We start from the raw sequence: 25727 nt of genomic DNA on the forward strand, positions 1-25727 counted from the left end.
GGTTCAAACCGCACTTCAAAGCAAGTATGAAGAGGCCATGTTTGGAGCGTTGGGAAAACTGGTCGAGCGCCAGATCAAGAAAGCCCAGGCCGAGGGTCAGTTGCAGGGCCTCGAGGGCGAAGGCCAACCACTGCCTGACCGGTCATCCGAGGCATTGAGCGATCCGGCCACCGCCGCCAGCCATCGGATCATGGCGCAGGCAGGCGTGTTGCCGGAAGAATTCGACATCAAAAAGCAGCTCGACACAGCGCGGCACGATTATGCGACCCTGACGGGCCCCGCCGAGCGTAAGGCCGCAATGGCCCGTATCGCCGATCTGGAAATGCGCTACAATATGGCCCGCGACGCACGGCGGGCCTTCATGCGGTGATCATTTGAACACGGGCTTGCGGCCCTGCATCTGCGCCATGACAACTTCCATCTGGTCGGGTTTGCCAATCAGTTCCACCTGCTCAGCGGATTCCGCCATCAGAATGTCTGCGCGGGACTGAGTTTCGGCAACCTCGATCAGACGCTTGGCAGCACGGATGGCCGAAGGGCTTTGACCCGCGATGTTTTCGGCAATGGCCAACGCTTCGGTCAGCGGATCGTCGGACAATTGCGTCACAAGGCCCCACTCCGCCGCCTGCGGCGCACCGATCGGGCGGGCCGTGTAGGTCAGCAGCCGCAGCACGTCCGACCGGACCAGCCGGGGCAGCAGAACCATTCCGCCCATATCGGGAATGATGCCCCATTTCATCTCCATCACGGCCAGTTTCGCTTCGGGATGCGCGATACGGATATCCGCGCCCAGCGCGATTTGCAGGCCACCGCCATAAGCCACGCCCTGAATTGCGCAGATCACCGGAACCGGTACGCGACGCCAGATCAGCGCCAGCTCCTGCATCTCGTTGGCGTCTTCATGGCTGCGGGTCATCAGCCATTCCGTGGGGTCCATATGGGCCATCTTGGCAAAGCTTGCCATGTCGAGCCCGGCGCAAAAGCTTTTGCCTTCGCCGGACAGAACCACGGCACGGGCGTCCGACGCAGCGACCTCTTGCCCGGCGGACAAAAGCGCCTTGATCATTGCATCATCCAGCGCATTCATCTTGTCGCCTCGGGTCAGAGTGACATGGGCAACGTGGTTTTGATAGGCAACGGATACGCGTGACATGGAGGACCTCCGGTAATTCAATCGTGACAAACATGCCCGGACAGAGGGCCAAATACCACTGCGACGTCAGGGCATGTCGCTGACGGGCATTCGCCCGAACCACGGGGAATCGAGGGTCATGACATAGAACTGATCCCCCGCAATCTTGCCCCCGGTCGTGATGCCCAAGCGGCCTTGCGGGTCCTGTAGCGTGCGCAGGATCGTTCCTTCGCCATCGAACTGCACCATCATGCCGCGATGGATCGGCGCGGGGCGCACTGCCGGACCCAATCGCCAGATCACCTTGCGCAGGAACGGGTACGGCATCAGCGCCTCGGACGGGACACGCGGGCTGGCAAAGGCCATCCAATAGGTGCCGTCGCCCTGAGCCTCGAGGTTGTCGGGATAGCCGGGCAGGTTTTCCAGCAGGATCTCCTGCCGCCCTGCATTTGGTCCGGTCAGCCACAGCTTGTGCACGCGCGCGCGACCTGTTTCCGCGATCAGCAGAAAATCCTCGTCAGGTGAAAGTGCGACACCGTTGGTATAGACAAAGCCCTCGGCGATTTTCTCGGTGCGGCCATCGGGTGTGCGACGCGCGACGTAACCCGTATCGGACTGTTCCCAGATGGTGAGGACAGAGGTCGGTTTGGTCCCGCCCATGGTTTCAGGATCGAAGCGGTCAGATGAATTCGAGAAGTAGATCGTGCCATCCCGCGCCACATCCAGCTGGTTGGCGTAGATTACCGGGGCGCCGTTGATGTCGCCCACCAGCGTGTCCAATGTGCCCGGACCGGTCCAACGCATCACCCCCCGATAGCTGTCAGCGATGTAAAGCGCGCCATCCGGTCCGGCCTTGAGGCCCAGGGGACGCCCACCAAGTTGGTCAACCTCGACCGGTTCCACCCCGTCGATGCGGTAAAGGGTACCTGACAGGCCGGTTGTGTAGATCGCCCCATCTGGCATGACGGCGATGTCTTCGGGCCCGATCTCTTGACCCGGCAGGGGGATCAGCTGCGCCGCATCCAGTGCCGTGTTTTCAACGAAATCCCTGACAAACCCGGCATCTTCCGGCATTTTGACGGCGACAGGTTTTACCGGGACCGGCCAGATCAGAAGATAGGCGAGCCCCAGGAGAATAACGATCGAGAGAATGCGCATCTGCGCTCCTTTATTCATACTTCTTTTCCAGCACGCCCAACGCCTGTGCGCGCTTGCTCATCGATCGGGCTTGGGGTTATCTGCGGACATGACCGGACCTCGATACACCCCGCTTGCCCAATCCCTGCCCGCCACCGTGCCCTTTGTCGGCCCGGAAACGCAAGAGCGCCAGCGCGGCGCGTCCTTTGTGGCCCGACTGGGCGCCAATGAGAGCATTTTCGGCCCCTCGCCCCGCGCGATCGAGGCCATGGCGCAAGCCGCGTCAGAGATCTGGATGTACGGTGACCCCGAAAACCATGACCTGCGCCATGCTTTGGCCGACCATCACGGCGTATCTCCGGAAAATATCGTCGTGGGCGAAGGTATTGACGGGCTGCTGGGCTATCTGGTGCGGCTGATCGTCGGGCCCGGGGATGCGGTTGTCACCTCGGACGGGGCCTATCCGACCTTCAACTATCATGTGGCCGGGTTCGGCGGCATTCTTCACAAAGTGCCGTATTCAGGTGATCACGAGGACCCCTCGGCGCTTTTTGCCAAGGCAGCTGAGGTTGGTGCCAAGCTGGTCTATCTGGCCAATCCGGACAATCCGATGGGCAGCTGGCATTCCGGCGCGGACATCGTGGCTGCCATGGATGCCTTGCCTGATGGGTGCCTTCTGGTTCTGGATGAGGCCTATGTGGAATGTGCGCCCGAAGGGACGGCGGCACCTGTCAGTATAGATGATCCGCGCGTAATCCGGATGCGGACCTTCTCGAAGGTCTATGGCATGGCGGGTGCGCGGGTTGGCTATGCCATGGGCACGCCAGATCTGATCGCGGCCTTCAACAAGGTGCGCAACCATTTCGGCATGAACCGCGCCGCACAGGCCGGTGCTTTGGCGGCTTTGCAGGATGGCGCGTGGCTGGAGCATGTTCAGGCGCAGATCGCAGAGGCGCGCGCGCGGATCGGTACGATTGCCCGGGAAAACGGATTGGCGGCCCTGCCTTCGGCCACCAATTTCGTGGCGATTGACTGCGGGCGCGACGGGGATTTTGCCAAGGCCGTGCTGGACGCCCTGGTGGCGCAGGGGATTTTTGTCCGAATGCCGTTCGCGGCACCGCAGAACAGGTGCATTCGGGTGAGCTGTGGCCCGGCGTCTGATCTGGATGCGTTCGCCGCCGCTTTGCCCGAGGCGCTCGCGGTTGCGCGGGTGCGCTGATTGATCCCTTTGCGCCCAGTCGGACAGAAAAGGGGGGCTGTCTGCCCCCCATCGCGCCAAGGCGCGATTCCCCCCGAGGATATTTTTGGCCAGATGAAGAGGCGGATCCTGCGGAGACGCCCGAAGGGTGTCAGGCCGCCAGCACGGCGGCGGCGGCTTCGAGGGCCCCCTTTCCACGCGATATGTCAAGTGCAGCCATGCCCGTTTCCACACCGCCCAGAATCGCCATGACCATCTGCCCGTTGATATGCCCCATATGACCGAGACGGAAACAGCTGTCATAATCCTCCATCCCCAAGCCGATGCCCAATGTCAGGCCCAACCGGGTTTCGGTGAACGTACGCAGGGCCGTGCCGCGACCTTCCGTCAATCGCAGGGCCGTGACGGCGTGGCTGCGAAAGGCACGGTCGGCGACGTTCAGGTACAACATGCCGCCTTCGGCCCAGGTCTCACAGGCCGCCCAGATGGCATTGGCCAGGCGCTCATGGCGGGCCCAGACCTGTTCGATCCCCTCTGCATGGATCAGATCAAGCGCGGCGCGCAGGCCGTAGAGGTGGTGCGTGGGCGCGGTGCCGTTGAAATACTGATAGAACAGTTCTGGATTAGCGCGCGGCTGCCAGTCCCAATAGTGCGAAACGCGCGGCATGGTGGCCCGTTTGGTTTGTGCTTTCTCGTTGAAGAAAACAAAGCCGATGCCCGCCGGAGTCATCAGGCCTTTTTGGCAAGCGGCAACTGTGACATCGACGCCCCAGCCATCCATCTCGAACCTGTCACAACCCAACGAGGCAATGCAGTCTGCCATCAACAGCGCCGGGTGTTGCAGGTCGTCCAGAAGCCTGCGCAGCGCCGGGATGTCGTTCCGGATCGAACTGGATGTATCCACGTGGACCGCCAGAACCGCCTTGATCTGGTGGTTTCGATCCGCACGCAACGCGTCTGCGATCCGGTCGAAATCCCAGGCTGACGAGGTGCCGAAATCGATCAATTGGACCTTTGCCCCGATCCCTTCGGCCATTTCTGCCCAGCCATGGGTGAACCTGCCCGAGGCAGGGGCCAGAACGGTTTCGCCGGGGGCGATCACGTTGGACAGTGCCGCCTCCCAGGTGCCGTGGCCATTGGCGATATAGATGGCAACGTTGTGCTTTGTGCCGGCAACCCGGCACAGATCGCGCGTCAGGCCGGGCATCATATCAATAAGTTCGCCATCATAGATGTTGGGCGACGGACGATGCATGGCTTGCAAAACCGCATCCGGCATGACCGAAGGGCCCGGAATGGCCAAATATGTCCGCCCCTGGGAAAGGGCAACTGTCTGTGTCATGGGGTCAACCTGTATGAATTGACGCCCACATTACCGAGAGGCCGCGCGGCGTCAATCCGCCAGCTTCGACGCCTCGCGCGCAAGTGTCTCGATCCCGGCCCAATCGCCGTTTTCGACCATTTGCTTTGGTGCGACCCAGCTTCCACCAGCGCAGATCACGTTGGGCAATGACAGGTAGTCGCGGGCGTTGGAGGGGGACACGCCCCCCGTCGGACAGAAGCTGATCTGGGGCAGCGGCGCGCCGATTGCCTTGAGCGCGGGCGCGCCGCCCGACGCCTCGGCCGGGAAGAATTTCAGCATGTCATAGCCCTTTTCCAGCAACGCCATAGCCTCGCTTGCCGTCGCGGCACCGGGCAGCAGCGGCAGGTCTTCGGCCTCGCAGGCCGCGATCAGGGCATCCGTGGCACCGGGGGAAACGCCGAAAAGCGCACCCGCTTTTTTGGCAGCGCGGACATCTTCGGGCGTGACCAGTGTGCCTGCACCGACCACGCCGCCGGGCACCTCGGACATGACCTTGATCGCATCCAGTGCCGCCGGGGTGCGCAAGGTCACCTCGAGCGCGGGCAAGCCGCCGGCGATCAGCGCCTCGGCCAGCGGGCGGGCCTGTGCGGCGTCATCGACAACCAGCACCGGAACAATGGGCGCCAGGGCGCAGATTTCGCGGGTGCGTTGAGTTTTGGACATCTATTACGCTCCGAATATGCTGGCGCCAGTGTCGGCGGACCCGACATTCTGCCGGAACGCAGCGAAGAGATCGCGCCCGACACCGTGTTGATTGGCAGAAAGGTCGGCGGTGGCGGGGGACCGGTCCAATACCCCTTTGGTCAGGATATCCAGGTCGCCGTTGACCGCGTCGACACGCAGGATATCACCGTCTTGCAGGTAGGCGATGGGCCCGCCGTCCAGCGCCTCGGGGCAGACATGGATGGCGGCGGGTACTTTGCCGGATGCACCCGACATGCGACCATCTGTGACCAGCGCCACCTTTTGCCCCCTGCCTTGCAGGATCGACAGTATCGGGGTCAGAGAATGCAGTTCAGGCATCCCATTGGCCTTTGGCCCCTGAAAGCGGACCACGACGATGACGTCATCAGTGAACTCTCCGGCCTTGAATGCGGCTTTGACCTCATCCTGATCGTGGAACACCCGCACGGGTGCTTCGACGACCTGATGTTCTGGCGCGACGGCTGATACTTTCATGACCCCGGTGCCCAGATTACCGGTCAGGCGCGACAGGCCCCCGGTGGGCTGGAACGGGTCATTGGCCGGGCGCAGGATCTTTTCGTTCAGGCTGTGTCCCGAACCATCCTGCCAGATCAACTCACCATCGATCAGTTTGGGTTCCTTGGTATAGTTGTGCAGCCCCTGCCCTGCGACGGTCAGCGTGTCCGGGTGCAGCAAGCCTTGTTCAAGCAATGTACCGATCGTGTACCCAAGTCCGCCGGCCGCGTGGTAATGGTTCACATCCGCCAGGCCGTTGGGATAAACCCGCGCAACCAGCGGAACCACAGCGGAAATATCGGAAAAATCCTGCCAGTCCAACACGATACCACCAGCGCGCGCCATGGCGATCAGGTGGATCAGCAGATTGGTTGAACCACCGGTCGCCATCAGACCGACGATGCCATTGACGAAAGCGCGTTCATCCAGAACCTGACAGACCGGTGTATAGCTGTTGCCCAGCGCGCTGAGCGACAGGGCACGGCGCGCGCCTTCCTCGGTCAGGGCGTCACGCAGCGGGGTATTCGGATTGACGAAGCTGGAACCCGGCAGGTGCAGCCCCATAAACTCCATCAGCATCTGGTTGGTATTGGCGGTGCCATAAAAGGTACAGGTGCCGGGGCCGTGATAGGCCGCCATTTCAGCCTTCATCAGCTCTTCGCGGTCCACTTCCCCGGCGGCGAATTTCTGTCGGACCTTGGCTTTTTCGTCGTTCGGCAAGCCGCTGGTCATCGGGCCTGCGGGCAGGAATACGGCCGGCAGATGGCCAAAGGCCTGCGCGCCGATGATCAAGCCGGGCACAATCTTGTCACACACCCCAAGAAAAACAGCCGCGTCATAGGTGTTGTGGCTAAGCGCCACACCGGTTGCCAGCGCGATGACGTCGCGCGAGAACAGCGACAGCTCCATCCCCGCTTCGCCCTGGGTGACACCGTCGCACATGGCTGGCACACCGCCTGCCACCTGTGCCGTTCCGCCGGCGGCGCGGATCGCGTCGCGGATCAGGGCGGGATAACGTTCAAACGGCTGATGGGCCGAAAGCATGTCATTATAAGCGGTGACAATGCCCAGATTGCCGGCGGTGCCGGTGGCCATCGATTGCTGATCTTCGCCTGCGCCCGCATAGGCATGGGCCTGACCGCTACAGGACAGATGCGCACGGGCAGGACCCTTGGATCTGGCCTGCTCCATCCGTTCAAGATGTGGGCCGCGCAGATCGGCGCTGCGGTCGATGATCCGTTTGGTGACATCGGAAATGACTGAGTGAACCATGATTACCCTCCGATCTGACGCCAGCGGCGCCCGTCGCGATGCATCAGCATCAATGCTTCTTCGGGGCCTGAACTGCCCTGATCGTATCGGGATGGGCAGTCTCCGCGCTGCTCCCAGCCCTGAATGATGGGATCGACCCAAGCCCAGGCGGCCTCGGCCTCGTCCCCACGCATGAACAGTGTCTGATCGCCACGGATGACATCCATGATCAGCCGCTCATAAGCGTCGGGGGCTTGCGCTTCGGCCCCAAGTGCATCGGCAAAGCTCATGTCCAGCGCAACATCCGACAGCCGGAAGCCCCCCGGCCCCGGATCCTTGATCGTGGTGCGCAGGGTGATGCCTTCGTCAGGCTGCAACCGGATCACCAGAACGTTTCCGTGCAGAGGGCCGACATTGGGAAAAATCGTGTGCGGCGGATCGCGGAAGAACACCGCGATTTCGGATTCCCGCGCGCGCAGACGCTTGCCAGTGCGCAGATAGAACGGCACACCTGCCCAACGCCAGTTGCCGATATGAACCTTGAGGGCGATGAAGCTTTCGGTTCGGCTGGCGGGGTTGCCGACATGATCGACATAACCGCCCTCGCCCTTTTCGGCCCGGTACTGACCGCGCGCGATGTCAGACTGGGCCACGGGCTCGAGCGCTTCGATCACCTTGACCTTTTCGTCGCGCACCGCGTTGGGTGAGAATTTCGACGGCGGTTCCATTGCGGTCAGACACAGCAACTGAACCAGATGGTTCTGGACCATGTCCCGCATTGCGCCGGACTGATCGTAATAGGCCCCGCGCCCTTCGACGCTTACGGTCTCGGCCACCGTGATCTGCACGTGGTCGATATGGGTCGAATTCCAGAGGGGTTCGAACAGCGAGTTGGCAAAGCGCAGCGCCATCAGGTTCTGCACGGTCTCTTTGCCCAGATAATGGTCGATCCGGTAAATCTGATGTTCTTCGAAACAGGCACGCAAGCCTTCGTTCAGCGCCTTCGCCGAGGCAAGATCGTGCCCAAATGGTTTTTCGACGACAATGCGGCTGTCCGGTGTCGCAAGACCGGCGTCATGCAGCCGCTGCGCTATACCCGAAAAAAGGCTTGGACCAACGGATAAATAAAAGGCCCGCACGACGTCTTCGCGCATCCGTTCTTTCAGATCGGACCACCCGGCCTCGCCCAGCGCATCCACGGGCACATATTCGACATGGGCAAGAAACTGATCCAATGTTTCCCGGGAAAAACCGGGCGCGAACTGTTCCATCGATTTGCGGACCTGATCGCGAAACCCGTCATTGTCGATATCAGAGCGTGCCGTACCGATGATCCGCGCGCCGTCGGGCATTTGGCCGACCTCAAAGCGATGGTACAGGCCCGGCAGGATTTTACGCTGCGCCAGATCGCCGGTCGCACCGAAAAGCACCAGATCAAATGGCTCTACCGGAATTACGCGTGAAACCATCACAGGCTCCTTCTGAATTTGCCGATATCAGCTTAGCACGGCGTGATTCCGCGCAAAACCTGACATGTTATCGCTAACACTGCCTGTCTATTAGAAAGCCGCCCATGAAAAATCAAGCACAGTTTGAAGAAACCGTGCCGTTCAGCGCATCAGGTCTGATGGCGCAGCCAGTCCATGACCGCAGGACGCACCGATTGCTCTCCGCGGTGGCGCGCGTCAGCGATGATTTTGCGAACCTCCGCCAGATTGGACCGCAACAGCAGGCTTTTGACCGGACCGATCGAGGCAGGCCGCATCGACAGCGTCCGTATCCCCATCGCCGCAAGGCACAAAGCCTCGACCGGGCGGCCTGCATCTTCACCACAGAAGCTGAGTGGCGTGTCCGAGATATCGCAGCGTTCGACGATGCGTTCCATCAGGCTCAGGAAGCTGACATTCAGCGTGTCATAGCGGCGCCGGACCAGTTCGTTCTCACGGTCAGCGGCAAAGAAGAACTGCTTGAGATCGTTCCCGCCAATCGAAATGAAATCCACCTCGTCAAAGAACTTCTGCGGTGCAAAGGCCAGTGACGGGGTTTCCAGCATCGCGCCCACTTCAAGCGTTTCGGGCAGGACATGGCCCAGTCGCTTTTCCCGCTCGATGGTTTTGTTCACTTCCCAGCGGGCTTCGCGATATTCCTCGGCCTGTGCGACAAAGGGGAACATGATGGTCAGCGGCCGGCCATTGGCCGCCCGCAGCAAGGCCTGCAACTGCATCCGCATGACGCCGCGCTTGTCCAGACCGACCCGAATGGCGCGCCAGCCCAGCGCCGGGTTTGGTTCCGCCACGTGCTTCATATAGGGCAGAACCTTGTCCGACCCGATATCGAGTGTGCGGAATACCACCCTTTTGCCACCAGCCGCGTCCAGAACACGCTGATACTGGCTGACCAGTTCTGACCGTTTCGGCATCTGGTTGCGGATCAGGAATTGCAGTTCAGTGCGGAACAGGCCAACGCCCTCAGCGCCCGAGGTGCCAAGCGATGGCAGGTCGGCCATCAGACCTGCATTCATCACAAGGTTGATACGCGATCCGTCCCGCGTCACGCAGGGTGTTTCGCGGATCGACGCATAACGTTCCTGCGCCTTTGCCTGCATCGCGATCTTGTCGCGGAAGGCACTGACCACGCTGTCTTCCGGGCGCAGATGCACAACGCCCTGATCACCATCCACCAGAATGTGATCTCCGTTCAGGGCCTCGGTGGTGATCCGGCCCACATGCACGACCAAAGGAATCGCAAGCGCCCGCGCAACAATCGTGGCATGACTGCCGACAGAGCCTTCTTCGAGCACGATCCCCTTCAGCGCCCGTCCGTATTCCAGCAAGTCGCCGGGGCCGATATTGCGCGCGATCAGGATCGGATCGGGTGGCAGATCAGCACTGTCCGTCTTGCCTTGCCCGGTCAGGATGCGCAGCAGGCGATTGCTGAGATCGTCCAGATCCGCAAGACGTTCACGCAAGTACGGATCGGTGACCTGCCCCATGCGCGCCCGGGCCTGAGATTGTTCTTTTTCAACCGCAGCTTCGGCGCTGAGACCCAGGGCTATGTCTTCCTCCATCCGCCGCATCCAGCCTTTGGAATTGGCAAACATGCGGTAAGCTTCCAGAACCTTCAGCTGTTCCTTGTCGCCGCCCTGCGAAATTTCGAGCATCTTGTCGACGCCAACGCGCAGTTCCTCCACCGCCTCGACCAAACGTTCGCGCTCTTTGTGCGGGTCTTCGGCAATGGGATTGGTAACCACAACGCGGGGTTCGTGCAGCCAGACATGCCCTTCGGCAGACCCTTCCTGCGCCGGGCCGCCGCGCAGCAGAACCGATTGCTGGTGCAGAGGTGACAGGGCCGCGCCTTCGCCGACAAAGGCGCCAAGCTCGGCCATTTCGGCGAGCACCATGGCCACTACTTCCAGCGCATAGACCTCATCGGCGGAAAACTCGCGCGCCTCGCGGGACTGGACGACCAGAACGCCCAGCTTTTCCCCAAGGCGTTGAACCGGCACACCAAGGAACGAGGAAAATCGTTCCTCGCCGGTTTCCGGCATGTAACGAAAGCCCTTGGCCGACGGCGCGTCGGCGGTGTTGACGACCTTGCCGAACTTGGCGACCCGCCCCACAAGACCTTCGCCCATGCGCATCCGGGTTTTATGGACCGCTTCCGGAGACAGCCCCTCGGTCGCGCAAAGCTCCAGCGTGTCTTCATCGCGAAACAGGTAGATGGAACACACCTCGGCCCTGATACTGTCGGCAATCAGGTGCGTGATCCGGTCAAGACGTTCCTGACCGGCGGCTTCGCTCGCCATTTCTTCGCGCAACCGCCGCAGCAGCTTGCGGGATTCTGTTTCCGTGCCGTCCGCCATGGCCCAACCGATTTAGTGTGTCAGGCGATACCTTTGGCCGATAAGCTCAGGCCGCCTTGTCCAGTTCAAAGGCATCATGCAGTGCCTGAACAGCAAGTTCCATGTATTTCCTGTCGACAAGGACGGAAATTTTGATCTCGGAGGTTGTAATGACCTTGATGTTGATCCCCTCATCCGAGAGCACCTTGAACATCTTGGCCGCCACGCCCGATTGCGAGCGCATCCCGATACCCACAACCGAGACCTTGCAGACATCAGTATCTGCAACCAGTTCGGCATAGTTCAGCTCGCCCTTTTCCTTGATCGCCAGCAGCGCTTTTTCGGCGCGGGCCACCTGATCGGTGGGACAGGAAAAGGTCATGTCCGTGCGCCCCTCGTCCGAGATGTTCTGGACGATCATGTCGACATTCACGCCCTCTTCGCTGAGCGCCGAGAAGATAGTCGTGGCGATGCCCGGTCGGTCGGCCACGGAAACAACGGTCATCTTGGCTTCGTCGCGGGAATAGGCCACACCGGCCACAACATTGGATTCCATAATATCCTCCTCGTCGCAGACCAGCGTGCCGGCCTCATCGGATTGTTCTTCAAAGCTTGAGAGAACGCGCAGTTTCACTTTGTATCGCATCGCAAGTTCGACCGAGCGGGTTTGCAGAACCTTGGCACCAAGCGACGCCAGTTCCAGCATTTCTTCGAACGAGATGCGGTCCAGCTTACGTGCCTTTTCGCAGATGCGTGGATCGGTGGTATAGACGCCATCAACGTCCGTATAGATATCGCAGCGTTCGGCGTCGAAGGCTGCTGCAAAGGCAACCGCCGTTGTATCCGACCCACCCCGGCCCAATGTCGTGATCCGGCCTTCCGGGCTGATGCCCTGGAACCCGGCAACCACGGCAACACGCATACCTTCGCTGAATTTCTGGTTCAGGTTCTCTGTCGGAATTTCTTCGATCCGCGCCTGACTGTGCGCGCTGGTGGTCAGCAGCGGCACCTGCCAGCCCTGCCAGCTGCGCGCGGGGATGTCCATTTCCTGCAAGGTCAGGGCCATCAGGCCAGCGGTTACGTTCTCGCCCGAGGACACGACGGCATCGTATTCCCTGGCGTCGAACAGAGGCGACGTTTCGTTCACCCAGCCCACAAGCTCGTTGGTCTTGCCCGACATGGCCGAGACGATGACGATCACGTCATAGCCCTTGGCAACTTCAACGCCGATACGTTTGGCGGCGCGGCGGATGCGGTCCAGATTGGCGACCGATGTGCCGCCGAATTTCATTACGAGTACGGGCATGGGGGCAAAAGTCTCCGCGCCTTGGATTAGAAGTTCCGTGCCTCATAAGCGAGGGGCACCGCAAGGGCAAGGGCGCAAAGCGGTCGCCCCTGCGGCGCAGGGCCGCTTTACATTGCACTGGCGCAATGTCAGCCTAAGGACACCAACCAGATCAAGAGGTTCTTTATGTTTCGCCTAGCCCTCGCCTTAGTCCTATTGTCATCGCCTGCACTGGCCCAGGTCGCGAGTGTCGCCGGGACAGATGGCAAGAACGCGCTGGGCACAATTCCCTGCGCTGCAAATGCCGGTGATCCCGTACAAAGCTGCCACGCCGAACTGCGCCGCCATGATGACGGAAGCATAACGGTCGCAGTGGCCTTGGGAGGCGGACATGTGCGCAATATCTATTTCAAGGATGGTGTGCCGGAATCCAGCAATTCGACCTCGAAAATCTCACATGAAACGCGAGGCGATATGATGGTGGTCTACATTGAACCTGGTGAGGTCTTCGAAATCCCCAAAGCCGCATTGGCCTCTCAGTAGGCGTGCGGTTGCCCGTCATAGGTTTCAAAACAGCCCGTAGTGCTTAGAGACAAGGCATCAAATCGTTCAATCAGGCCGGATACGGCCTGATCCACATCGATATCCGCCGCTGCACCGCCCATATCCGTCTGAACCCAGCCCGGATGATAGATGCCGACGGCAATCCCGTCATCTTTGAGATCCATCGCCAGATTCCGCCCCAGGTTCAGAGCCGCCGCCTTGGACGCGCGATAGATGTAACTGCCACCCGGTGCAAGCGTGTGCGACGCCATTTTCGACGAAAGGATCGCAACTTTGCCGCCCGCGGCGCGCAGGTTGGGCAACAGGGTCTGTATCGTCAGAAAAACCCCCGTGACATTTACCGCAAAGCTGTGCGCCCACATGTCGGCCGGATAGCCATCGATCGAATGCCCCTTGTCCAGATACACGCCGGCATTGCAGACCAGCAGGTCGACAGGCTGGTCTTTCATCTGTTCTGCCATGGCTGATTGCTGCACGGGATCGGCCACATCCAGACGCACCTGCATGCTGCCGTCACGCGCCGTCCCAGTGACTTTGTCCCCCCGGTTCACGTAACCCTTTGCCAGGGCTTGCCCGATGCCGCGATTGGCGCCGGTGATCATGATGTGCATGATCAATTGGTCTTTCTGCTGGGGACAAACGGCAGCGGAGCCACCGGCACGCCATCTTCGATCAGGGATTTCGCCTCATCCAGCTTGGCTTCTCCGTAAATGGCACGCTCCGGCGCCTCGCCCAGATGAATCTTGCGCGCCTCACTGGCGAAATCTTTCCCGACATAATCCGAGTTTTCTTCGACATGGCGGCGCATCTCGGCCAAAACCTTCTCAACTTCGGGCGATGGGGTGGCAACGTCGATCTTTTGTTCCGGGGCGGAACGGATTTCACTTTCCTTCCGGGCATTCCGCGCCGGGCGGACGCGTGGCGTCATGACCGCTTTCTCAACCTGTGTGCACCCGCAAACCGCGCAGGTGACCATACCCACAGAGGCCAGCTTGTCATAGGCTTCTGCGGATTGGAACCAACTGTCGAAACTGTGGCCTTCGCTGCATTTCAACGCGTATTGAATCATGTTCAGTCCAAAAAAACGATTGGCGAATAGATACCGATCAAGGTGACAATATCAAGCCTATCAGATGCTACTTTAATGTGAGTACGGCTTAAAGTCGCGCAACAATTCAGCAAGCTCATGAGAATCGACCTTTAGCGCTGCTTTTTTCGGCGAAAACCATTTGCGCCGACGCTCGGTCTTTTCCGGGTATTCCTGCGACACAGTGCTTACATGCACTGGAAAAACATCCACCAGACACAAGGATGGGGGCCGGTTAGAATGATGTTTGTGGTGCAGGAACTGCCCCAGTCGCGCCCCGTTGATCCGGCCAGATACACCCGCCTCTTCCCAAGCCTCTTGCAATGCGGTTTCCTGCGGGCTCAGACCGGGGATGAGCCATCCTTTGGGAATGATCCATCGCCGCGACTTGCGTGTCGTGATCAACAGAATCTTGGGACGGCCGCGCTTGATCCGGAAACACAAAGCCGAGGATTGCCGCAAAACTGGCTGCCTTGCAGCTTTTGGAAGGTCATGAAGCAACAATCGTGCTTTCATCGAGCGACGCTCCCTTTCGGTCGAACGTCAGCCATCCAAATTGGTACGCTCACCTAATCTAGCGGCCGACACCTGCAATCATACCACATGATGTATCACACGCCAAGTCACTCACGTCGCCCAAGATATCGCCTACATTCGGGCAGAAAGCCGCCGTGCCAGATCCTCATGGGGGATGTCAGCGTCAATTGCCAGCCGGCGCAAACCGAAATGCACGCGCGCTATTTGCTGATAATAGCGCGTGTAGACATAGTTCGTGCCACCGCCGGCCAATGCCCCCAACACAGGAACGGACTGGGCTGCAAGCTTTTGCCCCAGTACTATCGAAAAACGCGGCGCAACGGCGGCAATCAGGCGTTGCATGGCCGGTCCGGTCAGGGTCAGCCGGACCGAGAAAAAACCCAGGTCCGCCCCATCGTCATGCGACAATGGTCCCGCTGCCGACAAGACGCGGACGCAATCGAACTTTACGTTTTCGGCAGAGGGATCAAACCCCTCGCGCGCCGCAGCCCCCTGAATGGCACGTAGCAGCATCGCGGTTGTCGCGGGCAGCTCCATCAGGGCTGTCGAAACACCGCCCAGCCCCCCGGCCGCACCCATGGCAGTCGTCACCGCGGTATTGACCCAGGGCTGCTGATCAGGAACCGCGCGCCGCGAACCCTCGGCCGCATGCATCGCCAGCCATAACGCCTGCTCGGTTGCGCCTGTCAGGCCATTCCGAACGGGTTCTGGCAATTGCTCCAGCAATGACTCGGCTGATCCTCCAAGTTTGTTGAGAAGTTTCACGCCAGCCCCTCCGGCGGATCGGTAGTGATCCGCCAAACGATCCAGTTCGGCCTCGGTATCCACGTTTTCAACAAGAACAACGTTCTGCATTCACGCCCTCCTGCCTTTCAACATCGGCGTTGCGCAGCATGGTTTCAATAGGTCAGCGGCTCCAACGTGTCACCGCGCCCTGAACCCCGGACCAGGCGCCGGGCACCAGTTCCAGCCCCAAAACCCGGTCAGGGTTGGTGGGCGGAGGCATCTCGACCGCGTGCAATCGCGTGAAACCGAACCGGCTGTAATAGGGCTCATCCCCGACCAGCATGACCCTTTGCCAACCGCGGGTGTGCCCCGCTTCGACTCCTGCATGTATCAGATATCCGCCAAGGCCTTCACCTTGGTGGGTGGGGTGCACGGCAACCGGCCCCAGCAGCAGAGCATCATGATCACCGACATGAACCGGCCAGAACCGGATCGCACCGGCCAGAATCCCCTGACCGTCGCGCGCGACCAAAGACAAGCCCGCAACCGGCGGCACATCATCACGCAAGCGGTAGGACGACAAAGCCTCGCGACCCGGCGCAAAACACAGGTCATACAGGGCTTCGACCTCCCACCAGTCGTCCGGCTCTTCCGGCCTGATCCCGAATTGCTGCACCCTGCCCTCATTTACTTGCTGGCAATCGCCCTAGCACTTCGCTACGCCTTGGGCAAACGCTTGGAGATCAGATGTTCTACCGCCCTGAAGACGGCCACGGATTGCCGCACAACCCGTTCAACGCCATCATCACACCGCGCCCGATTGGCTGGATTTCGACTCGGGACGCGGATGGGGTCAACAATCTGGCACCCTATTCCTTCTTTAACGGCGTCGCCTATACGCCACCGCAGGTCATGTTTGCCTCGACCGGCACCAAACAGGATCAGAACGCCGGCAAGGACAGCATCGCCAATATCGAGGCCACGGGCGTATTTTGTGTAAATGTCGTGGCCCATGCGCATCGGGACGCAATGAATGCAAGTTCGGCCGGGTTGCCGAAAGAAGTTGATGAGTTTTCGCATGCCGGGCTTTCACCCATAGAATGCGAAACCATCCCCTGCGCTCGGATCGATGGGGCCCCAGCTGCGTTGGAATGCAAGCTGACCCAGATCGTCACGCTGCCCGGTGAAGCCAATCGGGTGGTGTTTGGCGAGGTGACGGGTGTGCACCTGCACGACGATCACATTCGGGACGGCAAGTTTGACGTGACCTCGTTCCAACCTTTGGCACGGCTCGGGTATCGAGATTACTCTGTCGTTTCCGAGTTGTTCAGCCTTTCGAGACCGGATGACTGATGCCCCTGCCTGACGCTGCGCGCCGATATCCTGTCACTCTGCCAGATGGTACGGAACACAGAGGAACAGCCTTTCTGTCACAGGTGATCAACCACCCCAGAATTCAGGTGGGCGATTACACCTATGCGTCGGATTTTGACGCGCCCGAGGATTGGGCCAATCGTTTGGCGCCTTACCTGTTCGAGTTCTCGCGCGAAAAGCTGGTTTTGGGAAAGTTTTGCCAAATTGCCCATGGCGTCCGCTTTGTGACAGCTTCGGCAAATCACGCAACGGATGGGATAACCTGTTTTCCCTTTCCGGTTTTCGATCCGGAACGGATGCTGGAATATCAGCCAGACGTCCGGGACACCCTAGTCGGCAACGATGTCTGGATCGGCTATGGCGCGCTGATCATGCCTGGAGCCAGTATCGGTGACGGAGCGATAATTGGTGCGGGTTCAGTTGTTCGCGGGACGATCCCGCCTTATTCTGTTGTCACCGGCAATCCTGCCGAGGTAAGGCGGTATCGTTTTGACGCCGACAAGATCGAGCGGTTGCTTGCTTTGAAGTGGTGGGATTGGCCAGCCGAATTGATCATCGAAGCCGAAAGCGGCCTGTTGAGGGGAGATATCGAAAACCTGGAGCGTCTGGCCCTTTGAAAAAGGCGGCTTGTTCAGCCGCCTTTCAAAGTCAGTGCCCGCCCAAAATGCCGGTGCGGACAGAGTAGTCCACCGCCAGTTCGTAATCCGGATCATCATCACTGTCGACCATGAGGTGTCCCGCTTTTTTCAGCAGTTTGTGACAGTCACGGCTCAGGTGACGCAGCATGACCCGTTTGCCTGCCGCCTCGTATTTTGCGGCGATGTTTTCGATGGCTTGCAAGGCGGACTGATCCACCACGCGGCTTTCGGCGAAGTCGATGATAACGGTTTCGGGGTCGTTCGGGACGTCGAACAGTTCGATAAAGCCGTCAGAAGACCCAAAGAAAAGCGGCCCCTGAATTTCATAGACTTTCGCGCCTTTCTCGGTCTCGGAGTCACGCGTGACCGCGTGAATGCGCTTGGCATTGTTCCAGGCATAGGCCAGCGCCGAGACGATGACGCCGACCACAACGGCAACGGCCAAGTCCTCCATCACCGTTACGACGGTGACCAGAACGATGACGAAGGCATCGGTCATTGGCACTTTACGCAGAATTTTGAACGAGTTCCACGCAAAGGTGCCGATCACAACCATGAACATAACGCCAACCAGCGCGGCCAGCGGGATTTGTTCGATCAGGGGTGATGCGAACAGGATGAAGATCAGCAGGAAAAGCGCTGCTGCAATTCCGGCAATACGAGTACGCCCGCCGGATTTCACGTTGATCATCGACTGCCCGATCATCGCGCAACCGCCCATGCCGCCGAAAAATCCGGTCACGATATTCGACGCGCCCTGCGCGATGCATTCCTGAGACGCCCCACCACGCTTGCCTGTGATCTCACCCACGAGGTTCAAGGTCAGCAGGGATTCGATCAGGCCGATGGCGGCCAGAATGACTGCATATGGCAGGATGATCTCAAAGGTTTCCCAGTTCAGAGGTACCATTGGAATATGGAACGAAGGCAGGCCGCCTTCAATCGATGCCAGATCGCCGACGCGCGGCACATCAAGGCCAAAACCGATCACGATTGCCGCGACCACCAGAATACCGGCCAGAGGCGCTGGGATGATGCGCGTGATACGCGGCATGACCCAGATCACTGCCATTGTCAGCCCGACAAGTCCCAGCATGGTGTAAAGCTGCATCCCGGACAGCCATTCGCCGCCGCTCAGTCCATGACCGGTATTTTCCATGGTTCCGGGCACTTTGAACTGCCCCATCTGGGCCAGAAAGATCACGATGGCCAGACCGTTCACAAAGCCCAGCATGACCGGATGCGGCACCAGACGAATGAAACGCCCCCAGTGCATGGCCCCGGCAATGACCTGAAGGATTCCCATAAGAACAACGGTCGCGAACAGGTATTCGACCCCATGTTCGGCCACCAGTGCCACCATGACAACCGCAAGCGCGCCGGTCGCGCCCGAGATCATGCCCGGTCGCCCACCGATTAGTGCCGTGATCAAACCCACCAAAAACGCCGCGTAGAGACCGACCAACGGGTGCACGCCCGCCACAAAGGCAAAGGCCACCGCCTCGGGCACCAGTGCAAGGGCAACCGTCAGGCCGGACAGCAGCTCGATCCGCAGGCGTGAGAAGGTCAGCCCTTCATCTGGAACCCAGCGCAGATCGGGAATGGCGAGGCGATTGGCAAAGCTTGCCAGCAAGGCTCGGGGCATCAGACAGTCCTATAGGATTATATGTTCGCGCGAAGGCGTCGTTGTAGCTGGCGCGCCGGCATTGAGCTACTGCATAAAACGGGATGCAGCCATGCGCGTGACGCATACGTGACGCTCGCGGCAAGTTGATTTGCAGAACCATGATGAAGCCACAACATGTGAGGCCATGCGTTGGATCCTCTTCTTACTGTTCCCGGCCCTTCCCGTCCTTGCACAGGATTTGGATGGCAATGACACGGCCGGCAACTGGCGGGTAACGCATCACGAGATTTTCGGCATCTGGAATTCGATCTGTGACGAGCGCGAAGAAGACGGCACCCTGCGGCAGAGGTGCTACATCCGACGGGCAGAAGTGTTTTCCTTTCGGCCAAAATTTGCGGCACAGTTCGTTTTCATTACGCCCGAACCTGAAGGTTTCAAAGTTGAATTCGGGATCGAGCCGGGCACTTTCTTCAACCCATCCGGATTTCGCATCGACAACGGCGAAGAAGCCATATGGCGCACGCGGCGCCCCGGATGCCTGACCGGGCTTGGCTGTACCTTCGAAGACCAACGCGCCAAGGCGCTTTTGGATGCCATGCTAACCGGCGATGCGTTCCGCTTCGTGTTCCGAGACCGGCACGGACAATCACAGGATCTGACCTGGTCTCTGGGCATGTTTGGCGCGGCCTGGGATGATTTCACCGTGCAATCGCAGCAGCGCAACCTGTTGACGTTACGGGAATAGGCCTCTTGTCAAACCTCGGCTGAACCCGCACAAATTCAACATCAGTTATTCAGGCGGAGCAGGACAGTGACCCAAACCAGGATAGCCGTCATCGGCGGATCAGGCATCTATGACATCGATGGGCTGGAAAACCCGGAATGGGTAGAGGTTGAGACCCCTTGGGGAACGCCGTCAGACCAGATCCTGACAGGGTCGCTTGACGGTGTCGATATGGCCTTTCTGCCACGTCATGGGCGCGGTCATGTGCATTCACCCACCGATGTACCTTATCGCGCCAATATCGATGCGCTGAAACGGTTGGGCGTGACGGACGTGATCTCGGTTTCGGCCTGCGGATCGTTCCGCGAACATATGGCTCCGGGTGACTTCGTGATTGTCGATCAGTTCATCGATCGCACTTTTGCACGGGACAAGAGCTTTTTCGGAACGGGCTGCGTTGCCCATGTCAGCGTTGCCCATCCCACCTGCCCACGCCTGTCTGACGCATGCGAGACGGCAGGTAAGGCCGCCGGCATCACCATCCACCGGGGCGGCACCTATCTGGCGATGGAGGGCCCCCAGTTTTCCAGCCTTGCGGAATCCAGGATGTATCGCGAGCAATGGGGCTGTGACGTGATCGGCATGACCAACATGCCCGAGGCGAAACTCGCCCGCGAGGCCGAGCTGTGTTACGCGTCGATCGCGATGGTCACCGACTATGACAGTTGGCACCCGGACCATGGCGAGGTGGACGTGACCACGATTATCGCCACCCTGACCGGCAATGCCGACAAGGGCCGCACACTGGTGAAGGGCCTGCCATCCCTTCTTGGGGCCGAACGAACACCCTGCCCGCATGGCTGCGACCGGGCGCTGGAATACGCGATCCTTACGGCCCCCGAAAACCGCGATCCGGCGCTTTTGGCCAAGCTGGATGCGGTGGCCGGGCGAGTGATGTAAACGCCCAGTTTTTCTACTGCTGGCTGGGGATCGCGCCGAAGCCCGGCCTAGCACTGGGTACTAGTAAGGTTTATTGTTTTGCCAGTTCTTCAGAACGGAGCGTTCCTTGGCATTTTTCGTTAAGTGTTTACTGAAGAAAGCGCTTTCTAGAACTTCTTGGGTTTCGAGCGTAATGCTTTTTGCGTTTTTTGGCCTGTTTTGTCGCCTCGAACAGGGATATTGAGTCCGGCATTGTCGACTTGAATCCAATTCGTAGTATGACAGAAAATCTGTATGAACTGAGTTGAGTAAAGGAACCGCATCATGCCTTTTGAAGTCTGGCTGGCCTTTGTGGCTGCTTCCACGGCATTGCTGCTGATCCCGGGCCCGACGGTGTTGCTGGTTCTCAGCTATGCCCTGTCCAAGGGGCGCAGTGTCGCCGTCGCGTCCGCCACAGGTGTTGCGGTGGGCGATCTTGTGGCCATGACTGCATCTTTGTTGGGACTAGGCGCGCTTGTTCTTGCATCGGCAACCCTGTTTTCCGTGCTGAAATGGGTCGGCGCAGCCTATCTGGTCTGGCTTGGGGTCAAACTGTTGCGCAGCGCACCAGCCGGTGGATTGAGCACAGTCGACACCGGGCGGGATGTCACCGCGAGCAGAGTATTCGGCCACGCAGCCGCCGTTACTGCCCTGAACCCGAAATCCATCGCCTTCTTCGTTGCCTTTGTGCCGCAGTTCATACGCCCTGCTGAACCACTTGGACCTCAGTTCGTCATCCTGATTGCCACATTCGTCGGGCTGGCCTGGTTGAATGCGTTGGCCTACGCGCTTTTGGCGGACAGGTTGCGGCGGCTTATCGGTCGCGCCAGCGTGATCACTGCGATGACACGATTTGGCGGGTTGACGTTGATCGGAATGGGCATGGCCACGGCGGTCCTGCGCCGACCGGCCTGACACCGCATCAGTCCTCGGCGTGCTCTTTAATGAATCCACGGATAAATCTGCGGATTTCGCGCGCAGCCGACGTGTCCAGCTCTTTGCAAAGCTCGACAAACGAGTCACGTTCATCCCTGTCGAGGCGCAAGACCAACTGACTGTTTTTCTTGGTCGATCCTTTGCCTTCATTCCTGGCCACGTGTATTTTTCCCAACGAAGTTAAGCTCTATCTGGCGATGCCGTGTATATCCATAGCATAGTTTTTGTCGTTATCGGGCACTTAACGGCAAGGACAGGAAATTGACAATGAACCTTTCCACTTTCGGGCAGTTCTTGAGCCGGTTCCTCCCAATTGAAGCCGACCGCGCCTGGGACCCGGACATGTCGAATTGCAAACCAAACAGATTGCTCATTGCGCTTCCGGAAATCCAAGCGCGGGGGGCTGTTTGGAACAGGTGGCAGCAAGCAAGCAAATGGGACGGAGACTTATCTTGGCCAGCGCATGGTTGCCTCGGTTTTTTGGCCTGCTCAACGCTGCAACCTAAATCCGGTGCTCATCCGGCCGTGGAATTGTTCCTTGCATGGCCAACCCTCTTGGGCCAAACACAATACCTGTGTTTGACGCTAAAAGGTTGGTCCATGTCCAGAAACAAATCTGTCAAAGATTATATCCGAACCATCGTCGATTTCCCCCATGAAGGGATCATGTTTCGGGATGTGACAACTCTGTTTGCCGACCCCCGTGGGTTTCGGATGGCGATTGACCAGATGTTGCACCCCTATGCCGGTGAGCGGATCGACAAAGTGGTCGGGCTCGAAGCACGCGGCTTTATTCTGGGCGGTGCGATTGCACATCAGTTGAGCGTCGGTTTTGTCCCGATCCGCAAAAAAGGCAAACTGCCCGGCACGACAATCAGTCAGGACTACAAGTTGGAATACGGAGAGGCGATCGTCGAGATTCATGACGATGCCATCCAACCCGGTGAAAAAATTCTGGTGGTTGACGATCTGCTGGCCACGGGCGGAACTGCCGCGGCGGGTATTAAGCTGATCGAACGGCTTGGGGGCGAAATCGTCTCGTGCGCCTTCATCATTGACCTGCCCGAACTTGGCGGCAGCAAAGTGTTGGAGGAGATGGGCATGGACGTGCATGTCCTGTGCGAATTCGAAGGACTCTGACCAGGAGTTTTTCACAAAAACGTGACTGGAAACTGAAAACCGGGCGGGCTTAGCGCGGTTTTTGCGCCGATCAAGGCGCAAAACGGATCAATACAAGTGATCTTGTGGTCAGGTTGCCCCGTACCCCGGGTGATGCTGCTTGAAGCATTTCAACCTAGGGAGTTTAGCTCATGTTCCGCAAATTCGCCGCCGCCGGTGTCGCCTCGATCCTGTTCAGCACTGCTGCATTCGCCGATGGTCACAGCAAGGACATTGTTGACACAGCCGTCGCCGCTGGCAGCTTTGAAACACTCGTCGCGGCAGTTCAGGCCGCCGAACTGGTGGACACACTCAAAGGCGAAGGCCCGTTCACCGTATTTGCCCCCACCGATGACGCGTTCGCGGCTTTGCCCGAAGGCACCGTCGAAAACTTGCTGAAGCCCGAAAACAAGGATCAGCTGGTGGCCATTCTGACCTACCACGTCGTGCCGGGCAAAGTGATGTCAGGTGATCTGAGCGATGACATGACGGCTGCAACCGTACAAGGCGGCGATATCACGATCGATCTGGATTCGGGTGTGATGGTGAATGACGCCAACGTGGTTCAGGCCGACATCGAAACCAAGAACGGCGTGATCCATGTGATCGACAAGGTGATCCTGCCTGCCTCGTAAGAAACAACCGGGCACGGTCCGACGCTCGGGCCGTGTTCACCCTTTCAGTACCGCGCCGGGATTCATGATGCCCTGCGGGTCTAATGCCAGTTTGATAGCCCGCATCGCGCCCAGCTTGGCTGGATCGCCATAGCGTTCCAAATCGTTGGTCTTGAGGCGCCCGACCCCATGTTCGGCACTGACTGATCCGTCGAAGGCGTAAACCAGATCATGGACGGCCTGCTTGATCGCGCCTCTTTGATCATCAAATTCCGATCGGTGCCGCCCTTTGGGCGGGAACACGTTGTAATGCAGATTGCCGTCACCAAGATGGCCAAAGCAATTGATCCGGAAGGGCCCCAGGCCTGCAATCAATTTTCTGCCTTCGCAAATGAAATCGGGGATTCTAGAAATCGGGATCGAGATATCATGGCTCGACACTGACCCGATCAAACGATTGGCTTCGGGAATGCGTTCACGCACCGCCCACAAATCGGCCCGCTGCGCTTCACTTTGGGCGATTACTCCGTCCTGAACCTGACCAAGCTCTTCAGCGCGAACAAAGAGTTCCTCCAACGCGGCAAATGGTGATTGCCCGTCAGCCAGACCCAGCTCGATCAGCACGCTCCACTCCGGCGGCGAGGCGAACGGTTGACGGACATCCGGCAGAACCTCGGTCAGGAAATCAAGCCCCTGCCGGTGGATCAGCTCAAACGTGCTGACGCCCTCACCCACCTTGTCGCGCGCCAAAGCCAGCAGGTCGATCGCCGCTTCGGGAGAAGCCACCTGAAACACCGCCGTCCCGACACTGGCAGGTCGCGGGAACAGCTTGAGCGATGCGGCAGTGATGATCCCCAGCGTCCCCTCGGCCCCGATCAGCAGGTTGCGCAGGTCATAGCCGGTGTTGTCCTTTCGCAACCGGCTGAGGCCGTGCCAGATCTCACCACTGGGCAGCACCGCCTCAAGCCCCAGGCACAGGTCGCGCGCGTTGCCATACCGCAAAACGTTGACGCCCCCTGCGTTGGTCGACAGGTTGCCCCCGATCCGGCAGGACCCCTGCGCCGCCAATGACAAAGGAAACAAACGGTCTACCGCCTCGGCTGCGGTCTGAACATCTTGAAGAACGGCCCCGGCTTCGGCGACCAGAACGTTCTCGGTTGGAAAGACAGACCGGATGGCGGTCATCCGTTCTAACGAAATCACCAACGGCGCGGGCCCCGCCGACATCACCTGCCCGCCGACCAGGCCAGTGCCGCCGCCATATGGAACGATTGGAACCTGTGCCTGCGCAGAAAGTTTTACCAACTCCGCCACCTCATCGGTGTTGCGCGGCAAGGCCAACAGACCGACCCGTCCCGAAAAACGCCCACGCGGTTCTTCCAAATACCGTTCTTCTACGGGGCGCAGCACACCGTCGCCCAGTTTCGAACGGAGCAGCGCGGCAAAACGGTCATCAGCGGGGTTCAAACTCATGCGCCTCCAATGCCCAAGCGATGCGGTTGCCGCAAGCCTTATTCAAGATCAATCAGATAGCGCGGCTCAAGCACCACAACCGTGGGGCGGTCCGGAAGGTTCCGCAACGACACGGTGATCTCCGAAACCCCGTCGCGCTCAACCGGAAATGTATCCCTGATATCCACCAGGAACCGATCCAGCGAGAACTGCGAGAACCAGTGCATCGGAATGATGACAGAACTCTTCAGCCGTTTCAGAACCGCAATCATATCGGGCAGAGGCATGGTGGTCCCGCCATCAACGGCGGCCATGACCACATCCAGCCGCCCAAGCGCGGCAAACTGCTCATCCGAAGGGACATGATGCAAATGTCCCAGATGACCTATGCACAACCCCTCAACCTCGAACACAAAAATTGAATTGCCGCGTTCTTCGACCCCACCATAAACAGACCGGATATCGGTCGAGACATTGCGCACCAGCATCTCCCCCAGATCCAGATGATGTTCGATACCTTTCCCGAACTCTCCCCACCCCGGAAGAACATGCGGAATGGCCGGGTCGGGATGCGCCGTCCAATGCGTGCCGTGGGCATGGTTCATCGTCACCACGTCAGGGATGAGGTTTGCGCTGCCGATAAATCCGGTAAAATCGGTCACCGCATTCAGCCCGCCGCGGGTCTGGATCATGAAAGAGGCATGCGCGATATAGCTGATCCGCACCGAGAATTCCGGTACCGGATCCTGCCAGGCCGCCCTGTGCAGATACTCGATTCCGGGCGCCGCATCGGCAATGGCGACACAGTGACTTGGCCGACGCTCCTGCGCAGCGGCCCCGTCCGAAATCACCATCAATGCCGCAATCAACCAGCGCATACCCCGAGTGTAGCGCAGAACGACGAC

The 25727-nt window shown here is 59.4% G+C and carries 27 protein-coding genes; 10 read left to right on the top strand and 17 right to left on the bottom strand.

Annotated elements, in window-relative coordinates; all coding sequences use genetic code 11:
• Window positions 1–37 precede the first annotated feature (37 nt).
• Window positions 38–370: a DUF1992 domain-containing protein gene (locus tag GS620_RS13035; protein WP_171117581.1), complete on the top strand. Its 333-nt coding sequence runs from the start codon at window positions 38–40 to the stop codon at window positions 368–370.
• On the opposite strand, the gene GS620_RS13040 is transcribed toward GS620_RS13035, so the two are convergent.
• A complete protein-coding gene (locus GS620_RS13040) occupies window positions 371–1153 on the bottom strand; it encodes a crotonase/enoyl-CoA hydratase family protein (RefSeq protein ID WP_171205664.1) in 783 nt (260 codons plus the stop codon).
• A gap of 66 nt (window positions 1154–1219) precedes the next feature.
• Window positions 1220–2290, bottom strand: a complete 1071-nt coding sequence (locus GS620_RS13045) for an SMP-30/gluconolactonase/LRE family protein (protein WP_171616446.1) — start codon at window positions 2288–2290, stop codon at window positions 1220–1222.
• A gap of 88 nt (window positions 2291–2378) precedes the next feature.
• On the opposite strand from GS620_RS13045, the gene GS620_RS13050 reads away from it, so the two are divergent.
• On the top strand, window positions 2379–3488 hold the full coding sequence (locus tag GS620_RS13050) for a pyridoxal phosphate-dependent aminotransferase (protein WP_171616243.1): 1110 nt from the start codon (window positions 2379–2381) through the stop codon (window positions 3486–3488).
• 130 nt (window positions 3489–3618) lie between these two features.
• On the opposite strand, the gene GS620_RS13055 is transcribed toward GS620_RS13050, so the two are convergent.
• From GS620_RS13055 to GS620_RS13080, 6 genes are all read right to left on the bottom strand, one after another.
• On the bottom strand, window positions 3619–4809 hold the full coding sequence (locus GS620_RS13055) for an alanine--glyoxylate aminotransferase family protein (protein WP_171616245.1): 1191 nt from the start codon (window positions 4807–4809) through the stop codon (window positions 3619–3621).
• 51 nt (window positions 4810–4860) lie between these two features.
• Window positions 4861–5493, bottom strand: coding sequence for a bifunctional 4-hydroxy-2-oxoglutarate aldolase/2-dehydro-3-deoxy-phosphogluconate aldolase (locus GS620_RS13060; protein WP_171363720.1), 633 nt, complete (start codon window positions 5491–5493; stop codon window positions 4861–4863).
• A 3-nt stretch (window positions 5494–5496) separates the two neighbouring features.
• Complete coding sequence (gene edd, locus GS620_RS13065; RefSeq protein WP_171616247.1) at window positions 5497–7302, bottom strand: phosphogluconate dehydratase; 1806 nt, start codon at window positions 7300–7302, stop codon at window positions 5497–5499.
• Window positions 7303–7304: 2 nt separating this feature from the next.
• On the bottom strand, window positions 7305–8750 hold the full coding sequence (gene zwf / locus GS620_RS13070; protein WP_171616250.1) for a glucose-6-phosphate dehydrogenase: 1446 nt from the start codon (window positions 8748–8750) through the stop codon (window positions 7305–7307).
• A 149-nt stretch (window positions 8751–8899) separates the two neighbouring features.
• Complete coding sequence (gene ptsP / locus GS620_RS13075; protein ID WP_171616252.1) at window positions 8900–11143, bottom strand: phosphoenolpyruvate--protein phosphotransferase; 2244 nt, start codon at window positions 11141–11143, stop codon at window positions 8900–8902.
• Between the two features lie 46 nt (window positions 11144–11189).
• Window positions 11190–12428, bottom strand: coding sequence for an aspartate kinase (locus tag GS620_RS13080; protein WP_152457283.1), 1239 nt, complete (start codon window positions 12426–12428; stop codon window positions 11190–11192).
• Window positions 12429–12593: 165 nt separating this feature from the next.
• Between GS620_RS13080 and GS620_RS13085 the strand changes: the two genes are divergently transcribed.
• The gene (locus tag GS620_RS13085; RefSeq protein ID WP_171616254.1) at window positions 12594–12950 is read left to right on the top strand and encodes a hypothetical protein; all 357 of its coding nucleotides are present in this window, start codon (window positions 12594–12596) and stop codon (window positions 12948–12950) included.
• Here the strand turns inward: GS620_RS13085 and GS620_RS13090 are convergent.
• The 5 genes from GS620_RS13090 to GS620_RS13110 form a co-directional block, all read right to left on the bottom strand.
• The gene (locus GS620_RS13090; RefSeq protein ID WP_171205657.1) at window positions 12944–13582 is read right to left on the bottom strand and encodes an SDR family NAD(P)-dependent oxidoreductase; all 639 of its coding nucleotides are present in this window, start codon (window positions 13580–13582) and stop codon (window positions 12944–12946) included. The two genes, GS620_RS13085 and GS620_RS13090, sit on opposite strands and share 7 nt — an antisense overlap.
• A gap of 2 nt (window positions 13583–13584) precedes the next feature.
• Window positions 13585–14040, bottom strand: coding sequence for a DUF1178 family protein (locus tag GS620_RS13095; protein ID WP_152457280.1), 456 nt, complete (start codon window positions 14038–14040; stop codon window positions 13585–13587).
• A 72-nt stretch (window positions 14041–14112) separates the two neighbouring features.
• Complete coding sequence (locus tag GS620_RS13100) at window positions 14113–14574, bottom strand: NUDIX hydrolase (RefSeq protein WP_171117562.1); 462 nt, start codon at window positions 14572–14574, stop codon at window positions 14113–14115.
• A 132-nt stretch (window positions 14575–14706) separates the two neighbouring features.
• Window positions 14707–15450, bottom strand: coding sequence for an EcsC family protein (locus tag GS620_RS13105; protein ID WP_171170805.1), 744 nt, complete (start codon window positions 15448–15450; stop codon window positions 14707–14709).
• A gap of 52 nt (window positions 15451–15502) precedes the next feature.
• Window positions 15503–15997 (bottom strand): GNAT family N-acetyltransferase, encoded by a 495-nt coding sequence (locus GS620_RS13110; protein ID WP_152457277.1) that lies wholly within the window; start codon window positions 15995–15997, stop codon window positions 15503–15505.
• 71 nt (window positions 15998–16068) lie between these two features.
• On the opposite strand from GS620_RS13110, the gene GS620_RS13115 reads away from it, so the two are divergent.
• Both GS620_RS13115 and GS620_RS13120 read left to right on the top strand, forming a co-directional pair.
• Window positions 16069–16674, top strand: a complete 606-nt coding sequence (locus GS620_RS13115) for a flavin reductase family protein (protein ID WP_171330173.1) — start codon at window positions 16069–16071, stop codon at window positions 16672–16674.
• The gene (locus tag GS620_RS13120) at window positions 16674–17312 is read left to right on the top strand and encodes a CatB-related O-acetyltransferase (protein WP_152457275.1); all 639 of its coding nucleotides are present in this window, start codon (window positions 16674–16676) and stop codon (window positions 17310–17312) included. The genes GS620_RS13115 and GS620_RS13120 overlap by 1 nt, the downstream gene beginning before the upstream one ends.
• A gap of 31 nt (window positions 17313–17343) precedes the next feature.
• On the opposite strand, the gene GS620_RS13125 is transcribed toward GS620_RS13120, so the two are convergent.
• Complete coding sequence (locus GS620_RS13125) at window positions 17344–18978, bottom strand: SulP family inorganic anion transporter (protein ID WP_171616256.1); 1635 nt, start codon at window positions 18976–18978, stop codon at window positions 17344–17346.
• Window positions 18979–19144: 166 nt separating this feature from the next.
• On the opposite strand from GS620_RS13125, the gene GS620_RS13130 reads away from it, so the two are divergent.
• The 3 genes from GS620_RS13130 to GS620_RS13140 all read left to right on the top strand — a co-directional run bounded on the left by GS620_RS13130 (window position 19145) and on the right by GS620_RS13140 (window position 21577).
• Window positions 19145–19705, top strand: coding sequence for a hypothetical protein (locus tag GS620_RS13130; RefSeq protein ID WP_171616258.1), 561 nt, complete (start codon window positions 19145–19147; stop codon window positions 19703–19705).
• Between the two features lie 66 nt (window positions 19706–19771).
• Entirely contained in the window at window positions 19772–20644 is an 873-nt protein-coding gene (locus GS620_RS13135; RefSeq protein WP_171616260.1) for an S-methyl-5'-thioadenosine phosphorylase, read from the top strand.
• A gap of 303 nt (window positions 20645–20947) precedes the next feature.
• On the top strand, window positions 20948–21577 hold the full coding sequence (locus tag GS620_RS13140; RefSeq protein WP_171170817.1) for a LysE family translocator: 630 nt from the start codon (window positions 20948–20950) through the stop codon (window positions 21575–21577).
• A 7-nt stretch (window positions 21578–21584) separates the two neighbouring features.
• Here the strand turns inward: GS620_RS13140 and GS620_RS13145 are convergent, their stop codons facing one another.
• Window positions 21585–21758: a hypothetical protein gene (locus GS620_RS13145; RefSeq protein WP_171170819.1), complete on the bottom strand. Its 174-nt coding sequence runs from the start codon at window positions 21756–21758 to the stop codon at window positions 21585–21587.
• 440 nt (window positions 21759–22198) lie between these two features.
• Here GS620_RS13145 and GS620_RS13150 point away from each other — a divergent pair, with 440 nt between their 5' ends.
• Window positions 22199–22738, top strand: coding sequence for an adenine phosphoribosyltransferase (locus GS620_RS13150; protein WP_152457268.1), 540 nt, complete (start codon window positions 22199–22201; stop codon window positions 22736–22738).
• A gap of 170 nt (window positions 22739–22908) precedes the next feature.
• On the top strand, window positions 22909–23391 hold the full coding sequence (locus GS620_RS13155) for a fasciclin domain-containing protein (RefSeq protein ID WP_171616262.1): 483 nt from the start codon (window positions 22909–22911) through the stop codon (window positions 23389–23391).
• Between the two features lie 36 nt (window positions 23392–23427).
• Here GS620_RS13155 and GS620_RS13160 read toward each other — a convergent pair whose 3' ends face one another.
• Together GS620_RS13160 and GS620_RS13165 are read right to left on the bottom strand one after the other, a co-directional pair.
• Complete coding sequence (locus GS620_RS13160; RefSeq protein WP_171616264.1) at window positions 23428–24843, bottom strand: FAD-binding oxidoreductase; 1416 nt, start codon at window positions 24841–24843, stop codon at window positions 23428–23430.
• Between the two features lie 38 nt (window positions 24844–24881).
• Complete coding sequence (locus GS620_RS13165) at window positions 24882–25700, bottom strand: MBL fold metallo-hydrolase (RefSeq protein WP_171616266.1); 819 nt, start codon at window positions 25698–25700, stop codon at window positions 24882–24884.
• Window positions 25701–25727 lie beyond the last annotated feature (27 nt).

This window comes from Ruegeria sp. HKCCD6428 (assembly GCF_013110595.1).
Taxonomy (GTDB): Bacteria; Pseudomonadota; Alphaproteobacteria; order Rhodobacterales; family Rhodobacteraceae; genus Ruegeria.

What these genes read in the sequence shown, in the direction of transcription:
- GS620_RS13035 (WP_171117581.1), top strand. Translation starts at nt 38, where the DNA reads ATGTTTGGAGCGTTGGGAAAACTGGTCGAGCGCCAGATCAAGAAAGCC.
- GS620_RS13040 (WP_171205664.1), bottom strand. Translation starts at nt 1,153, where the DNA reads ATGTCACGCGTATCCGTTGCCTATCAAAACCACGTTGCCCATGTCACT.
- GS620_RS13045 (WP_171616446.1), bottom strand. Translation starts at nt 2,290, where the DNA reads ATGCGCATTCTCTCGATCGTTATTCTCCTGGGGCTCGCCTATCTTCTG.
- GS620_RS13050 (WP_171616243.1), top strand. Translation starts at nt 2,379, where the DNA reads ATGACCGGACCTCGATACACCCCGCTTGCCCAATCCCTGCCCGCCACC.
- GS620_RS13055 (WP_171616245.1), bottom strand. Translation starts at nt 4,809, where the DNA reads ATGACACAGACAGTTGCCCTTTCCCAGGGGCGGACATATTTGGCCATT.
- GS620_RS13060 (WP_171363720.1), bottom strand. Translation starts at nt 5,493, where the DNA reads ATGTCCAAAACTCAACGCACCCGCGAAATCTGCGCCCTGGCGCCCATT.
- edd (WP_171616247.1), bottom strand. Translation starts at nt 7,302, where the DNA reads ATGGTTCACTCAGTCATTTCCGATGTCACCAAACGGATCATCGACCGC.
- zwf (WP_171616250.1), bottom strand. Translation starts at nt 8,750, where the DNA reads ATGGTTTCACGCGTAATTCCGGTAGAGCCATTTGATCTGGTGCTTTTC.
- ptsP (WP_171616252.1), bottom strand. Translation starts at nt 11,143, where the DNA reads ATGGCGGACGGCACGGAAACAGAATCCCGCAAGCTGCTGCGGCGGTTG.
- GS620_RS13080 (WP_152457283.1), bottom strand. Translation starts at nt 12,428, where the DNA reads ATGCCCGTACTCGTAATGAAATTCGGCGGCACATCGGTCGCCAATCTG.
- GS620_RS13085 (WP_171616254.1), top strand. Translation starts at nt 12,594, where the DNA reads ATGTTTCGCCTAGCCCTCGCCTTAGTCCTATTGTCATCGCCTGCACTG.
- GS620_RS13090 (WP_171205657.1), bottom strand. Translation starts at nt 13,582, where the DNA reads ATGCACATCATGATCACCGGCGCCAATCGCGGCATCGGGCAAGCCCTG.
- GS620_RS13095 (WP_152457280.1), bottom strand. Translation starts at nt 14,040, where the DNA reads ATGATTCAATACGCGTTGAAATGCAGCGAAGGCCACAGTTTCGACAGT.
- GS620_RS13100 (WP_171117562.1), bottom strand. Translation starts at nt 14,574, where the DNA reads ATGAAAGCACGATTGTTGCTTCATGACCTTCCAAAAGCTGCAAGGCAG.
- GS620_RS13105 (WP_171170805.1), bottom strand. Translation starts at nt 15,450, where the DNA reads ATGCAGAACGTTGTTCTTGTTGAAAACGTGGATACCGAGGCCGAACTG.
- GS620_RS13115 (WP_171330173.1), top strand. Translation starts at nt 16,069, where the DNA reads ATGTTCTACCGCCCTGAAGACGGCCACGGATTGCCGCACAACCCGTTC.
- GS620_RS13120 (WP_152457275.1), top strand. Translation starts at nt 16,674, where the DNA reads ATGCCCCTGCCTGACGCTGCGCGCCGATATCCTGTCACTCTGCCAGAT.
- GS620_RS13125 (WP_171616256.1), bottom strand. Translation starts at nt 18,978, where the DNA reads ATGCCCCGAGCCTTGCTGGCAAGCTTTGCCAATCGCCTCGCCATTCCC.
- GS620_RS13130 (WP_171616258.1), top strand. Translation starts at nt 19,145, where the DNA reads ATGCGTTGGATCCTCTTCTTACTGTTCCCGGCCCTTCCCGTCCTTGCA.
- GS620_RS13140 (WP_171170817.1), top strand. Translation starts at nt 20,948, where the DNA reads ATGCCTTTTGAAGTCTGGCTGGCCTTTGTGGCTGCTTCCACGGCATTG.
- GS620_RS13150 (WP_152457268.1), top strand. Translation starts at nt 22,199, where the DNA reads ATGTCCAGAAACAAATCTGTCAAAGATTATATCCGAACCATCGTCGAT.
- GS620_RS13155 (WP_171616262.1), top strand. Translation starts at nt 22,909, where the DNA reads ATGTTCCGCAAATTCGCCGCCGCCGGTGTCGCCTCGATCCTGTTCAGC.
- GS620_RS13160 (WP_171616264.1), bottom strand. Translation starts at nt 24,843, where the DNA reads ATGAGTTTGAACCCCGCTGATGACCGTTTTGCCGCGCTGCTCCGTTCG.
- GS620_RS13165 (WP_171616266.1), bottom strand. Translation starts at nt 25,700, where the DNA reads ATGCGCTGGTTGATTGCGGCATTGATGGTGATTTCGGACGGGGCCGCT.